This is a genomic window from Cronobacter universalis NCTC 9529 (assembly GCF_001277175.1).
GTDB classification, from domain to species: Bacteria; Pseudomonadota; Gammaproteobacteria; order Enterobacterales; family Enterobacteriaceae; genus Cronobacter; species Cronobacter universalis.
Genome location: NZ_CP012257.1, coordinates 4,042,770 through 4,055,819 on the forward strand (window position 1 = coordinate 4,042,770; position 13,050 = coordinate 4,055,819).

Sequence of the window (13,050 nt, forward strand, 5' to 3'; positions counted from 1 at the left end):
TGTCGTCAGCCCTGGATGCCGTAGTGTTCCAGCATCGCGTCGAGCTGCGGCTCGCGGCCGCGGAAGCGTTTGAACAGCTCCATCGGTTCTTCGGAGCCGCCGCGCGTCAGGATGTTGTCGAGGAACGACTGGCCGGTTTCGCGGTTGAAAATCCCCTCTTCTTCAAAACGGGAATAGGCATCCGCCGCCAGCACATCGGCCCACAGGTAGCTGTAGTAACCCGCCGCGTAGCCGCCCGCGAAGATATGGCTGAACGCATGCGGGAAGCGGCCCCAGGCCGGGCCCGGCACCACGGCGACCTGTTTTTTGATCTCCGCGAGCGTCTCCAGGACTTTCGCGCCCTGCTCCGGGCTGAACTGCGCATGCAGACGGAAATCGAACAGGCCGAACTCCAGCTGGCGCAGGATAAACATCGCCGCCTGGTAGTTCTTCGCGGCCAGCATTTTATCCAGCAGCTCCTGCGGCAGCGGCTCGCCGGTTTCATAATGGCCGGAGATAAACGCCAGCGCCTCCGGCTCCCAGCACCAGTTTTCCATAAACTGGCTCGGCAGCTCGACGGCATCCCACGGCACGCCGCTGATGCCCGCCACCCCTGGGGTTTCGATACGGGTCAGCATGTGGTGCAGGCCGTGACCAAACTCATGGAACAGCGTGATCACTTCATCATGTGTGAACAGCGCCGGTTTGCCGCTCACCGGACGGTTAAAGTTACAGGTGAGGTAGGCGACCGGTTTTTGCAGCGAGCCGTCCGCTTTACGCATCTGGCCGACGCAGTCGTCCATCCACGCCCCGCCGCGCTTGTTCTCACGCGCGTAGAGGTCCAGGTAGAAGCTGCCGCGCAGTTCGCCGCTCTCGTCATACAGCTCGAAGAAGCGCACGTCCGGGTGCCAGACGTCGATATCTTTGCGCTCTTTGGCGCTGATGCCGTAAATGCGTTTCACCACTTCAAACAGGCCGTTAACCGCTTTGTTTTCCGGGAAGTACGGGCGCAGCTGCTCATCGCTGATGCTGTAGAGATGCTGTTTCTGTTTTTCGCTGTAGAACGCGATGTCCCACGGTTGCAGCTCGTCAACGCTGAAGTGCTCTTTGGCGAAGGCGCGCAGCTGGGCGAGCTCTTTTTCGCCCTGCGGACGCGCGCGTTTAGCCAGATCGGTTAAGAAATCCAGCACCTGCTGCGGGTTTTCCGCCATTTTGGTGGCGAGCGATTTGTCGGCGTAGCTGTCAAAGCCCAGCAGTTGCGCCAGCTCATGACGCAGCGCCAGGATCTCTTCCATCACCGGCGTGTTGTCCCATTTGCCCGCGTTCGGCCCCTGGTCAGAGGCGCGCGTGCTGTAGGCGCGGTACATCTCTTCGCGAAGCGCCTGGTTGTCGCAATAGGTCATCACCGGCAGGTAGCTTGGGATATCCAGCGTCAGCAGGAACCCTTCTTGCTCTTTGGCTTCAGCCATCGCTTTCGCGGCCGCCAGCGCGCTTTCCGGCATCCCGGAAAGCTCAGCTTCATCGGTAATCAGCTTCGTCCAGCCCTGGGTCGCGTCCAGCACGTTGTTGCTGTAGAGCGAGCCAAGCTCAGAGAGGCGCGCGGCGATTTCGCCGTAGCGTTTTTGCTTCTCTTTCGGCAGGCCAATGCCGGAAAGCTCGAAATCGCGCAGCGCGTTATCGACTGCTTTTTTCTGCGCGGTGTCGAGCTTCGCGTAGTTCTCGCCGTCGCGTAAATCGCGGTAGGCCTGGTAAAGCCCTTCATGCTGGCCCACCCAGGTGCTGTATTCAGAGAGCAGCGGCAGCGTCTGTTCATACGCTTCGCGCAGTTCCGGGCTATTTTTCACGGAGTTCAGGTGGCTTATCGGCGAGAAAATACGGCCCAGTCGATCGTCGGTTTCCGCAAGCGGCTGGCAGAGCGATTCCCAGCTGTAAGGCGCGCCGCGGCCGACTACCGCCTCCACCTGCGCGCGGCAATCTTCCAGCGCCTTCGTAACGGCAGGCACGACGTGCTCGGGTTTAAGGGAGGAAAACGGCGGCAGTTCAAAAGGCGTCAGTAATGGATTGGTCATAAGCGCGTCCTGATTAGTGTTGTTAAGCGCATCTTGCAGCGACAATGTCTTGTAGCATGGGGTTTAGTGTAGTTAATTTCAATGGCTGGCGCTGGGCTTTACCCGCCACGACAGCACATCCCGTAAGCGGTCACTTTCCGGTATACTGTCCAGAATCGATGTTCATTTACGCCTTTTGGAAACCCATCCTCCATGCTCAGTTACCGCCACAGCTTCCACGCCGGCAACCACGCCGATGTCCTCAAACACACCGTCCAGAGCCTGATCATTGAATCGCTCAAAGAGAAGGAAAAACCGTTTCTGTATCTGGATACCCACGCGGGCGCCGGGCGCTATCTGCTGAGCGGCGAACACGCCGAACGCACGGGGGAATATCTGGAAGGCATCGCGCGCATCTGGCAGCGGGACGATCTGCCCGCCGAGCTTGAGCCGTACATCAGCGCCGTGTCGCACTTCAACCGTAGCGGCCAGCTGCGCTACTACCCCGGCTCGCCGCTTATCGCGCGCCAGCTGCTGCGTCCGCAGGACAGCCTGCAACTGACCGAGCTGCACCCGAGCGATTTCCCGTTGCTGCGCGGCGAATTTCAGAAAGATGAACGCGCCCGCGTCGAGCGCGCCGACGGCTATCAACAGCTGAAATCGAAACTGCCTCCCGCTTCACGCCGCGGCCTGATTCTTATCGACCCGCCGTACGAAATCAAAACCGATTATCAGGCGGTGGTTCAGGGCATTAATGAAGGCTACAAGCGCTTTGCGACCGGCGTCTACGCGCTCTGGTATCCGGTGGTATTACGCAACCAAATCAAGCGTATGATGAACGATCTGGAATCCATCGGCATTCGTCGCATTCTGCAAATCGAGCTGGCGGTGCGCCCGGACAGCGATCAGCGCGGCATGACCGCCTCGGGCATGATTGTCATCAACCCGCCGTGGAAACTCGAACAGCAAATGGCGACGCTGCTGCCGTGGCTGCACAAGGCGCTGGTGCCGGCGGGCACCGGCCACACGACGCTTAAGTGGGTTGTGCCAGAGTAATCGCAGCTATAGGTGGAACCCCTGTTCGTCAGGACTACAATCGCGTTAATTCGAATCATTAAAAGGTAACAGCCATGACCAGACACTACGACTACCTCGCCATCGGCGGCGGCAGTGGCGGTATCGCTTCTGTCAACCGTGCGGCCATGTACGGCCAGAAATGCGCCCTGATTGAAGCCAAAGCGCTGGGCGGCACCTGCGTCAACGTGGGCTGCGTACCGAAAAAAATCATGTGGCACGCCGCGCAAATCGCCGAGGCGATCCATCTGTACGGGCCGGATTACGGCTTTGACACCACCGTCAATCATTTCGACTGGCAGAAGCTGGTGGCGAGCCGCACCGCCTATATCGACCGCATCCATACCTCGTACGACAACGTGCTGGGCAAAAATAACGTCGATGTCATTCAGGGCTTCGCCCGCTTTGTGGACGCGCATACCGTTGAAGTGAACGGCGAGCGGATCACGGCCGATCACATCCTGATCGCGACCGGCGGGCGTCCGAGCCACCCGGACATTCCGGGCGCGGAATACGGTATCGACTCCGACGGTTTCTTCGCGCTGTCGGCGATGCCGCAACGCGTGGCGGTCGTCGGCGCGGGCTATATCGCCGTCGAACTGGCGGGCGTTATCAACGCGCTGGGCGCGAAGACGCACCTGTTTGTGCGTAAACACGCGCCGCTGCGCACGTTCGATCCGATGCTTTCCGAAACGCTGGTGGAAGTGATGCAGGCCGAAGGCCCGCAGCTTCACACGCACGCGACGCCGAAAGCCGTAGAGAAAAACAGCGATGGCAGCCTGACGCTGCATCTGGAAGATGGCCGTTCAGAAACGGTTGACGCGCTGATCTGGGCGATTGGCCGCGAGCCGGAAACCGATAATTTCAACCTTGCGGCTACGGGCGTTAAAACCAACGAAAAAGGCTATATCGTCGTTGATAAATATCAGAATACCAACGTGCCGGGCATCTACGCCGTCGGCGATAATACCGGCGCGGTCGAGCTGACGCCGGTCGCGGTCGCGGCGGGCCGTCGCCTCTCCGAGCGCCTGTTTAACAACAAGCCGGATGAGCATCTGGATTACAACAACATTCCGACCGTGGTCTTCAGCCACCCGCCTATCGGCACCGTCGGGCTCACCGAACCGCAGGCGCGCGAGCAGTATGGCGATGCGGACGTGAAAATCTACAAATCGTCGTTTACCGCGATGTACACCGCTGTCACCACGCACCGCCAGCCGTGCCGCATGAAGCTGGTCTGCGTCGGGCCGGAGGAGAAAATCGTCGGCATTCACGGCATCGGCTTTGGGATGGACGAAATGTTGCAGGGCTTTGCGGTGGCGCTGAAAATGGGCGCGACTAAAAAAGACTTCGACAACACCGTCGCCATCCACCCGACCGCCGCGGAAGAGTTTGTTACGATGCGCTAAGCGCCAGCGCCGCGCGTAAAAACAAGGGGAAGCGTCTGCTTCCCCTTTTTGCCGCCGCGATTTTACTGCCCTGGGATTACCGAATCGTCTGGTAAATCGCCTCGCGAATGTTCACCCACTTCTTCGTTTCATCGTTCGGGTTCGCCTGCGCGCGCAGCTGCGCCTGCTCCAGTTCATGCTTCTGGCGTTCAACGACCGCCGGCACGGTGCAAAACGTCTGCAGATACTCTTTACGCATGGACGTCATTTTCTCGCCCTGCGACAGCGCGTGGCTTAACGTCGTGATCATCCGGCGGCACGGCTTTTTCTCATCCATCTGGAGGCGATAGCGCAGCAGCGTTTCCAGCGTCTCGTCATGGCCTTTCGCGAGCGCCTGCTCGGTCCAGGCCACTTTCCAGTTCATCCCGGCTTCGAGAAAGAGGCGCGTGACCAGCTTGTCATCACGATCGATAGCCGCGCGCAGGTTCTCTTCATCCCAGGTGATACCCATATTGCTGAGCTTGTGGCGCGGGCTGTCGTCGTTGTTTTCCGGCTCGGCGGCCATCGCGGTGGCGACAGGCGCGGTCACTTCGCGCTCTGCCGCAGGCGGCCTGAGCGCATCGCTGGCGACAAACAGCGCGCCCACCACCATCGCAATAGCGCCAAGACCCACCGCGCCCCAGACCGCGCCCATCACCAGCTGGCGCGTCTCCTGCTGCTTCCCATCCTGGCGGCGGCTCGGGCTTTCAATGGCATCGCGCACCTCAAAGATATCGCCGCCGACCACGCTGTTTTTCTTCGCGGCATGATCGATAAACGCTTTCAGCTGCGCATCGTCAGCCTTCATCAGCGCGGCCGGGTTCACGCGCGTGCGCCCTTCGCCGCAGGCTTTATGCAGCGGGGCGCTGATGGCGTTGAAATAGTTATCCAGCATCACTTCCTGCGCGCCGGAAAGCGGTTTACCGAGCGCGGCGTCGTTGCGGATCTCGCGAATATCATCCAGCAAGGTTTGCAGCGTTTTGCGCGGCTCGACGAACAGCGTCAGCGAGGTCGCGCCCTGGAAGAGTTTGTCGTAATGGCGGGCAAAGAGCTTTTTATCCACCACCAGCATCGCCAGCTCGCTGAATAACATGCCGCTCAGGATGTCGCCCTTGTCGCCCATCTTCAGCCAGCGGCGCACTTTATCGCCGCCGCACAGCTGTTTGAGCTGGTTGACGCGCTGTTGTTCGTCCGGCCAGGCTTCGCGCACCATGCCGCGCAGGGTGAAATCCAGCGCGCGCAGCTGGCGCAGCGCGTCGGGCTGCATCTGCGCTTTATCCACGTCCATATCGGTGGAGTAGCCCAGTTTCGGCTGCTGGTTGCGCACCTTCTCAAGGCAGGCCACAAAACGCAGCGCCGCGAGAAGCTGGTTCTCCGTCACATCCTGGCCGCTCTCATACTGCGGCACCAGCTGCTGTAAATGACGCAGTTGCAACGTGAACTGCGACAGTCCGGCGTCGTTAAGATTCAGGCGTCGGGCGATGGTCGCCCAGTTGCCGAGATTCAGACGCGCCTGCTCAAGCTGCTGTAAAAACCATTGCGGATCTTTGCCCTCCGCAACGTTAACGCCAAGCAAAACCAGAATTTCAACCGACGCCTGGCGAATGACCGTGAGCGCAGTTTCAAATGTTTCTCTTACCAGAGGCTGTGTGGAGCGGGCCATGTTGCATCCTTTTCACGCTCAACGCTCCGACAAAACGCAAACGGAGCGGGCGAAATTTCACTTAAGTATATTGTTATTTCTGAATTTTTTTTGTCTGCGCTGACAGGCAGTGAAACAACATAGCTGAAAATGGCCGGAAAAAAAGTGACACATCGAATTTTGCGTGAAAAATCGCCGTTCCCTGCCTGAATTAGCGGGAAAACGGCGGCGGGGATGACAGCGGCGCGCTTTTCAGGCAACACTGATTGCTGCACTGGCCACGCGGAGACCCTATGCATCCCGACACGTCTTTTAACGACGCCCTGCTGACGTTCGATTCTGCCCATCTCGTCTACCGGCCCCTCACGCCTGACGACTGGCCGTTCTTTTTAAGCCTGCAACGGGACGACAATGTGATGCGTTTTGTGACCGACCCGCGCTCTGACGCGCAGCGGATGCAGGATTTCGCGTCGCGCCTGCCGCCCTGGACGCCCGCGAGCGCCCGCTGGCTCTGTTTGCTGATGAGCGAAAAGCACAGCGGGCAGCCGGTCGGCGTAACAGGGTTTGTGATGCGTGGTGAAGGCATGGCGGAAGTCGGGTTTCTGCTGGCGAGCGCCTTTCAGGGGCGGGGTTACGGCTATGAATCGCTGCGCGCGACCTGCCGCCTCGCCTTTGAGGGCTGCGGCCTGCGACGTCTGGTGGCGACCGTCACCGGCGGCAATATCGCGTCTAAGAAGACGCTGGAAAAGGCGGGATTTCTTCAGGAAGGCACGCTGCGGGAGAGTTATTTTCTTGGCGGACGCTGGCATGACGACTGGCTGTTCGGCCTGCTGGCGCGCGACTATTCGCCGGAGAGTTAACCATGACGCAACGGTGGGTGCGCTGACGCTTACCCACCCTACGCAAAAACATATACGCCGGTTTTAGCCCGTAGGGCGGGTAAGCGCAGCGCACCCGCCATGACGCAAAAACATATAAGCCGGTTTTAGCCCGTAGGCGGGTAAGCGCAGCGCACCCGCCGCCAGGCCTCCACATGCGACTACGCTGAAAGACGTTTTTGCTTCCTTGTGCCAGGCTTAAAGGACATTCACCTGAAACGACACAGGGAGACGTATGAAAAAAACAGTGATTATCGCAACGCTTTCCGCGTTATTAGCGCTGCCTGCGCTGGCGGAAGAGAAAGGCGGCTTCAAAAATGACGAAGCGCCGCCGCCGCCGCATCAGCTTAAAGAAGGCTACCGCGGCATCACCGATGCCCGTTCGATAGACGTTAAACAGGCGAAAGAGATGCACGACGGCGCGTCCGTGACGCTGCGTGGCTACCTGATTAAGAAAAAAGGCGAAGATGTCTACCAGTTCCGCGACAAAGGCGGCGATATCGACGTGATGATCCCGCATGCCGTATTTGAGGGCAAAGATGTCAGCCCCGATGAACTGGTGGGGATCAGCGGTACGCTTGATAAAAAACAGCAGCCGTACCGCATTCGCGTGACGCACTTCCAGAAAGAGTAACCTGCCACAACGCCTTGCCCGGTTGCGCCGGGCAAGGCCGCCGTTTACAGGAACATCCCGCCGGAAACTTCAATCCGCTGCGCGTTCATCCAGCCCAGTTCGTCGCCGATAATCGCCGCTATCGCCGCGCCGATATCATCCGGCAGTCCCACGCGCCCGAGCGCCGTCTGCGAGGCGATAAAACGGTTAAGCTCTTCGTTATCACGCACCCGTCCGCCGCCGAAGTCCGTCTCAATCGCGCCTGGCGCGATGATATTCACCGCGATATTGCGACTGCCGAGCTCTTTAGCCTGATAGCGCGTCAGTACTTCCATCGCGCCTTTCATTGAGGCATACGCGGAGTAGCCCGGCAGCGCGAAGCGCGTCAGCCCGCTGGAGACGTTCAGGATGCGTCCGCCGTTATTAATCAGCGGCAGTAGTTGCTGCGTCAGAAAGAATGGCCCCTTGAAGTGAATGTTCACTAACTCATCAAACTGCGCTTCGCTAAACTCGCCAAACGGCGCATAAATGCCAATCCCCGCGTTGTTGATTAAATAATCAAAGCTATCGCGCTGCCAGGTCTGTTGCAGTTGCGCCTTCACCTGCGAAACAAAAGCCGGAAAGGAAGCGCTATCGGCGACGTTTAGCGCCAGTGCGGCCGCTTTCACGCCTTTTTGCTCAATTTCACGCACAACGGCTTCGGCATCTTCCCGCCTGCTCTGGTACGTCAGCAAAACGCCAATTCCACGCTCTGCGAGCTTCAGCGCTGCGTTTTTACCGAGCCCGCGGCTGCCGCCAGTGATGATTGCGATACGTTGCGTCATAAATACCTCTTCAGGGTCAGGGTGATGATTAAAAAAGAGCTTATTAGCTGACAGGGAAACGATAAAGGGTTCAGAATACGCTTTACTGTTTCATTGATAACAACAATGAGGTCCAGCGATGGATAAAATTCACGCAATGCGTTTATTCGTCCAGGTGGCGGAACTGGAGAGCTTTACCCGGGCCGCCGAGTCACTGAGCCTGCCGAAAGGCAGCGTGTCGCGGCAGGTGCAGGCGTTGGAGAGCGCGCTCGGCACGCGCCTGCTGCACCGCACGACGCGGCGGGTGCATCTCACCCAGGATGGCCAGGTCTATTACGAGCGCGCGCGCGATCTGCTCGCGAATCTTGATGAGCTGGACGGGCTGTTTCTGCACGATCCGGCGAGCGTCAGCGGGCGGCTGCGTGTCGATATGCCGGTCGCGGTGGCGCAAAACGTGGTGATCCCGCGTCTGCCGGAGTTTCTTCACCACTACCCCGGTATCGCCCTTGAACTGGGCAGCAGCGACCGGCTGGTGGATGTGGTGCGCGAAGGGTTCGACTGCGTGGTGCGCGTCGGTCAGCTGAAAGATTCCGGGCTGGTGGCGCGCCCGCTCGGCAAACTGAGCCAGGTCAACTGCGCGAGCCCGGATTATCTGGCGCGTTTCGGCATCCCTGAAACGCTGGACGATCTCGCCTCTCACGCGCTGGTGCATTACACGCCGACGCTCGGCACGCGTCCGGCGGGCTTTGAAATCGGGCGCGAGAGCGGTAGTGAGTGGATACCAACCGGCGGCGTATTGACGGTGAACAGCACCGAAACCTACCAGGCCGCCTGCTTCGCCGGGCTGGGGATTATTCAGGTGCCGCGCATCGGCGTGCGCGACGCGCTGCGCAGCGGGAAACTGGTGGAAGTGTTGCCGCAATACCGCGCCGCGCCGATGCCGGTCTCGCTGATTTATCCGCACCGCCGGCACCTCTCACGCCGCGTGCACCTGTTTATGGAGTGGCTGGCGACCGTCATGAAAGGTTACGTTGACTAGCAGCGGGCTATACTTGGAAGCAAGTTGTAAAAAATAAAAGGAATCAACGCTAATGACCACGCCGGAGCAGCCTGCTAAACGCCCGACCGAAGATCTGAAATACCAGCCTGTCCCGCAGCTGGATACGCGCCCTGAGGAGAAGAAAACCGACGATAAACCCGCCGAGGGCATCATCGGTAACGTGAAACAGAAAGTCGAAAAGGTGGAGCGCCGTCCGGCGGTCGCCCATCTGATCCGCGCCTTTGAACGGTTTAACGAGCGCATGGGGAACCAGTTCGGCGCCGCCATTACCTACTTTTCGTTTTTATCAATGATACCAGTACTGATGGTGTCGTTTGCGGTCGCGGGCTTTGTGCTCGCCTCGCACCCGACGCTGCTTCAGGACATTTTTAATAAAATCCTGCAAAGCGTCAGCGATCCGACGCTTGCGAAAACCCTCAGCAGCAGCATTAACGCCGCCGTGGAGCAGCGCACCACCGTCGGGATTGTCGGCTTTGCCGTGGCGCTCTATTCCGGCGTGAACTGGATGGGGTATCTGCGCGAGGCGATCCGCGCGCAGTTCCGTGACGACTGGGAACGCGGCGCGGATGACGAAAAAGAGAAATTCTGGGTGAAGTACCTGCGCGATTTTATTTCGCTGATTGGGCTGCTGGTGGCGCTGGTCATCACGATGTCGATTACGTCCGTGGCAGGTTCAGCCCAGGAGACGATTATCCGCCTGCTGCATCTGGACGCTATCGGCTGGCTGAAGCCGGTCTGGCATCTGATTGGCCTTGCCGTCTCCTTCTGCGCCAACTATCTGCTTTTCTTCTGGATCTTCTGGCGTCTGCCGCGCCACCGTCCGCGCCGTAAAGCGCTGCTGCGCGGCACCGTAATTGCGGCGATTGGCTTTGAGGTTATCAAAATCATTATGACCTATACGCTGCCATCACTCGTAAAATCGCCGTCCGGCGCAGCATTCGGCTCGGTGCTGGGGCTGATGGCGTTCTTCTATTTCTTCGCGCGCCTGACGCTGTTCTGCTCCGCCTGGATCGCCACGGCGCAGTATAAAGATGACCCTCAGATGCCAGGTAAAAACCCCGCTTAACGTCATCGCGCGGGCTGGAAAGACGCATTTTTTCAGCCCGCCGCCTCCCTTTCAGTATAAAAATCCAGGGTGTAACTTTTATTTAACCTAAAACCAGTTTTATCGACTGAATATGAAATTCTGTGAAGCATTTCATAGAAGAGAATAAGCTGGCGCTAAAACTATCCGCTTTTTGCGGTTTTTTTGCGCACTCGCGCGGCGTCTGCTGAATTGAAATGTCGTTTTTGCTGTGGCTAATATGGGGTTTCGACGTGACTAAAATAAGAAAATTCTATGCAAGCATCCATCGCCACCAGCATCGACAATGAACATGACGCCGCGCCCGTCAACTCGCGCAGTAAGGTCGTCATCGCCTCGCTCATCGGCACCGCCATTGAGTTCTTCGATTTCTACATTTACGCCACCGCGGCGGTGATTGTGTTCCCGCACATTTTCTTCCCGCAGGGCGACCCGACCGCCGCCACGCTACAATCGCTGGCCACGTTTGCTATCGCCTTTGTGGCGCGCCCTATCGGCTCTGCCGTGTTTGGGCACTTCGGCGACCGCGTGGGCCGTAAGGTGACGCTCGTGGCGTCGCTGCTGACCATGGGCATTTCAACGGTGCTGATTGGCCTGCTGCCAGGCTATGAATCGATCGGCATTATGGCGCCGCTGCTGCTGGCGCTGGCGCGCTTCGGCCAGGGCCTGGGCCTGGGCGGCGAATGGGGCGGCGCGGCGCTGCTCGCCACCGAGAACGCTCCGGCGCACAAACGCGCGCTGTATGGCTCCTTCCCGCAGCTCGGCGCGCCGATCGGCTTCTTCTTCGCCAACGGCACGTTCCTGCTGCTGTCGTGGCTGCTCACCGACGAACAGTTCATGAGCTGGGGCTGGCGCGTGCCGTTTATCTTCTCCGCCGTGCTGGTGCTGATCGGCCTGTATGTGCGCGTGTCGCTGCATGAAACGCCGGTTTTCGCCAAAATCGCCAAAGCCAAAAAACAGGTGAAAGTGCCGCTCGGCACGCTGCTGACGAAACATATGCGCGTCACCGTGCTTGGCACATTCATTATGCTCGCCACCTATACGCTGTTTTACATCATGACGGTCTATTCGATGACCTTCAGCACCACGCCGGCGGCGCAGGGCGGGCTGGGCTTTCCGCGTAACGACGTGCTGTGGATGCTGATGATGGCGGTGATAGGTTTTGGCCTGATGGTGCCGGTGGCGGGCCTGCTGGCGGACCGTTTCGGTCGTCGTAAGAGCATGATCGTTATCACTACGCTGATCCTGCTGTTCGCGCTGTTCGTGTTCCCGCCGCTGCTGGGTTCAGGCAGCCAGACGATGGTGATGGCGTATCTGTTGATCGGCCTGAGCCTGATGGGCCTGACGTTTGGCCCGATGGGCGCGCTGCTGCCGGAGCTGTTCCCGACCGAAGTGCGCTATACCGGCGCGTCGTTCTCCTACAACGTGTCGTCGATTCTTGGCGCATCGGTGGCGCCTTATATCGCCACCTGGTTACAGGCGAATTACGGGCTGTTTTACGTGGGGATTTACCTGGCGGCGATGGCGGCGCTGACGCTTATCGCGCTGATTGCCACCAAAGAGACGCGTCACCAGTCGCTGTAACCGGGCGCGTTAATGAAAAGGCTGACTGCGGGCGGCCTTTTTTTGTTTTTGACGTCGAGGGTGAAAATGGCGGGTGATTTGACGGCCTCTGCCTGATGGCGGGTGCGCTACGCTTACCCGCCCCACGGACGATGTTGAGGGCGTCCGCCAGCAGTCAGGTAGGGTGGGTAAGCGCAGCGCACCCACCGGCCCCTGAAACACGATAACTTCTTCATTTGACCAGGCCCACACGCTGACAAAAACCGTCAAACTTAAAATCCGTCAAACACAAAATCGACGGCGTTTTTAATCTGCTGGCGCCAGGGCAACGCGCTGGCGGTATGCTGGCCGAGTACGCTTTTACCTACGCTCGCCATTTCATGCGTCATCACGATGTACTTATCACCGTCCACATTAACAATCGGGCACATTCGCTCAGGCAACGGCTTTTGCGCCATAAAACGTGGCACGAGCGGGATAACGATACGTGTGGTCAGCACATCAACCAGATCGCTCTGTATATCTATCAGATACGGATACTTTTTATTGGCGCTGGTATTGCGATAGATTTGGTATTGCATATCAGAACTTCCGGTGTTCATCCGCAAAATGACCGCACTCCCCGGCGATCCCATTTAACTCCAGCAATCCTTCGCGGTTGTCATCTTTCCATTGCTCACGCTCAAGCTCACGCAAATCGTCTTCCAGCACCAGGCTTAGCCGCTGGGAGAGATTAATACCATGTGCCCTGGCGCGCTGATATAACGATTCATCTATGGTCACGCTGACCGTCCTTTTTGGCTGTTTTACGGCTACGTTCATATCAACCTCGTAACTCACCCGTGTTATTAACACGGGTGGCAGCATTATAAACCTGGC

At 58.7% G+C, this 13,050-nt stretch carries 12 protein-coding genes; 7 read left to right on the plus strand and 5 right to left on the minus strand.

The window, feature by feature from the left end; genetic code table 11:
* Positions 1-5: 5 nt before the first annotated feature.
* Positions 6-2,048, minus strand: coding sequence for an oligopeptidase A (prlC, locus tag AFK65_RS18695; protein WP_038858681.1), 2,043 nt, complete (start codon positions 2,046-2,048; stop codon positions 6-8).
* 192 nt (positions 2,049-2,240) lie between these two features.
* Between prlC and AFK65_RS18700 the strand changes: the two genes are divergently transcribed.
* Entirely contained in the window at positions 2,241-3,083 is an 843-nt protein-coding gene (locus AFK65_RS18700) for a 23S rRNA (adenine(2030)-N(6))-methyltransferase RlmJ (RefSeq protein WP_007702919.1), read from the plus strand.
* Between the two features lie 74 nt (positions 3,084-3,157).
* Positions 3,158-4,510 (plus strand): glutathione-disulfide reductase, encoded by a 1,353-nt coding sequence (gene gorA / locus AFK65_RS18705; protein WP_038858680.1) that lies wholly within the window; start codon positions 3,158-3,160, stop codon positions 4,508-4,510.
* Positions 4,511-4,586: 76 nt separating this feature from the next.
* Here the strand turns inward: gorA and AFK65_RS18710 are convergent, their stop codons facing one another.
* Positions 4,587-6,191 (minus strand): STY4199 family HEPN domain-containing protein, encoded by a 1,605-nt coding sequence (locus tag AFK65_RS18710; RefSeq protein ID WP_038858679.1) that lies wholly within the window; start codon positions 6,189-6,191, stop codon positions 4,587-4,589.
* A 272-nt stretch (positions 6,192-6,463) separates the two neighbouring features.
* Here AFK65_RS18710 and AFK65_RS18715 point away from each other — a divergent pair, with 272 nt between their 5' ends.
* Together AFK65_RS18715 and AFK65_RS18720 are read left to right on the plus strand one after the other, a co-directional pair.
* A complete protein-coding gene (locus AFK65_RS18715; RefSeq protein ID WP_007702941.1) occupies positions 6,464-7,030 on the plus strand; it encodes a GNAT family N-acetyltransferase in 567 nt (188 codons plus the stop codon).
* A 253-nt stretch (positions 7,031-7,283) separates the two neighbouring features.
* On the plus strand, positions 7,284-7,682 hold the full coding sequence (locus tag AFK65_RS18720) for a YdeI family stress tolerance OB fold protein (RefSeq protein WP_007702943.1): 399 nt from the start codon (positions 7,284-7,286) through the stop codon (positions 7,680-7,682).
* A gap of 44 nt (positions 7,683-7,726) precedes the next feature.
* Here the strand turns inward: AFK65_RS18720 and AFK65_RS18725 are convergent, their stop codons facing one another.
* Complete coding sequence (locus AFK65_RS18725) at positions 7,727-8,485, minus strand: SDR family NAD(P)-dependent oxidoreductase (RefSeq protein WP_038858678.1); 759 nt, start codon at positions 8,483-8,485, stop codon at positions 7,727-7,729.
* A gap of 118 nt (positions 8,486-8,603) precedes the next feature.
* Between AFK65_RS18725 and AFK65_RS18730 the strand changes: the two genes are divergently transcribed.
* The 3 genes from AFK65_RS18730 to AFK65_RS18740 all read left to right on the plus strand — a co-directional run bounded on the left by AFK65_RS18730 (position 8,604) and on the right by AFK65_RS18740 (position 12,192).
* On the plus strand, positions 8,604-9,503 hold the full coding sequence (locus AFK65_RS18730; protein ID WP_038858676.1) for a LysR family transcriptional regulator: 900 nt from the start codon (positions 8,604-8,606) through the stop codon (positions 9,501-9,503).
* 52 nt (positions 9,504-9,555) lie between these two features.
* Positions 9,556-10,590, plus strand: a complete 1,035-nt coding sequence (gene yhjD, locus AFK65_RS18735; protein ID WP_007702956.1) for an inner membrane protein YhjD — start codon at positions 9,556-9,558, stop codon at positions 10,588-10,590.
* A gap of 273 nt (positions 10,591-10,863) precedes the next feature.
* Positions 10,864-12,192, plus strand: a complete 1,329-nt coding sequence (locus AFK65_RS18740; RefSeq protein WP_038858674.1) for an MFS transporter — start codon at positions 10,864-10,866, stop codon at positions 12,190-12,192.
* Positions 12,193-12,443: 251 nt separating this feature from the next.
* Here the strand turns inward: AFK65_RS18740 and AFK65_RS18745 are convergent, their stop codons facing one another.
* Together AFK65_RS18745 and AFK65_RS18750 are read right to left on the minus strand one after the other, a co-directional pair.
* A complete protein-coding gene (locus tag AFK65_RS18745) occupies positions 12,444-12,752 on the minus strand; it encodes a CcdB family protein (RefSeq protein ID WP_007702964.1) in 309 nt (102 codons plus the stop codon).
* 1 nt (position 12,753) lies between these two features.
* Complete coding sequence (locus AFK65_RS18750; RefSeq protein ID WP_007702967.1) at positions 12,754-12,954, minus strand: type II toxin-antitoxin system CcdA family antitoxin; 201 nt, start codon at positions 12,952-12,954, stop codon at positions 12,754-12,756.
* Positions 12,955-13,050 lie beyond the last annotated feature (96 nt).